The sequence below is a fragment of the Pseudomonas sp. P5_A2_2 genome (assembly GCF_054177685.1).
In genome coordinates, this window is record NZ_JBGCUL010001121.1 from 1 (window position 1) to 1365 (window position 1365).

General features: G+C 60.5%; 1 pseudogene. It reads right to left on the bottom strand.

Annotated features, from left to right (window positions below):
• Positions 1–881: pseudogene (locus ACXRVY_RS29340) on the bottom strand (copper oxidase); the annotation flags it as partial.
• Between the last annotated feature and the right edge of the window lie 484 nt (positions 882–1365).

Here is a 1365-nt window from a genome sequence, read left to right on the forward strand (position 1 = left end):
CGCACCATCAACAGTTTTGGCGGAAAGGTGCCGTCGAAGGTCCAGAGCGCCTTGTGGTCCTGAATCGGCATGTTGGGGTGAAAACGGACATTGATGCCTTTGGTGGTGCCGGCAATGACCGGGTTGCTCGAAGTCTGGTTGTAGAGCCCGCCAGGCCCGAACTCACCGACGGCGTAGTTGTGCAACTGTCGGTGGTCGCGCATGCCGCTGTTGATCTGGGCGCCCGCTTGCACGGTTTTGAAGCCCACCTGCGGGAAGAACTCGTTCCAGCGCTGGTGCGACCAGCCTTTTCCTGGCGGCCGGCCTTCGGCCGGCGAGCCGACCGGATGGCGGTTGAGGAAGGCTTCGATCTGCGCTTGCCACGGGTTGCGGTCCAGCACGTTGGAAAACTGCGACGGAAACGGGAACAGCCCCGGCTGGCGCATGAAGGCTTCCAGCGCCGTGGGCGAAGGGCCGCTGCGGGCGATGTTGTTCGGGTCCTGCGTGGGCGCCGGGCCGACGAGCGGAACCGGGAAGGTCAGGGGTGGGGCCGGCAGTGCCGGATCGAGTTTTTCCGTGCCGAATTCTTCGAACAGCAGCAGTTGCTGCGTGTACGGCTGRGCCCCGAACAATGGGCTGGGCTTGCCATTGGTGGGGATWTTGAAGGATGTCTGCAGGGCTGGCGGCAGCACGTTGTCGGCCCGTGGCGTGTTCCGGTCACCAAATACGCCATTGGGCAGGGCGATGGCGCCCTGGTTGGCGGGTGGCAGGGCCCGTAAGGCAGCCGCCGCAGCATCGAGGTCGGCCGGCGGGTTGCTGAACGCCGAGGGGTCCGTCGGGGGTGGCGGGCCGAAATCATCCAGCGGCACGGCGCTTGCCATGGTGGTTAGGGTAAGGAGCATCGCACAGGGCAGGCTTGTCCTGTGCAGAAAGGTGATGGAGCTGCGTAGTGATGTCGTGCGTTTCATTTTTCACCCCTCGCGACATATCGAGTCTGGCGAAACCCACCGTCGCCAGGATGTCTGGGACACAGCTATTGCGGGTACACGGGGGGCGTGCAACTAATGAGCCATCACACCAGGGCGAAAAAGCCCAGGTAAATTAATAAACTATTTTTGAGTGTTTCAAACGAGAGAAAAGTGAGTGGGGAATATCCCTCTAATTTGGTGGCAAACASCCGTTCGTGGGTGTAATGCCCCATTTATGGAGAGAGTAGCGGCCCTATTTCACCGGCCGCTTTTGGTAGGGGTTGCTTGCCCAAAGGCGACATGGATTAACTGTAGGGCCGCTTTTGGCTGTGGATTCAACCGGTCATGGTTACAAAGCCTGCTGGTTAAATCCGATGCATTCGGTGGTCAAGTGCAGTGCAATTTCACGCCTGACGAC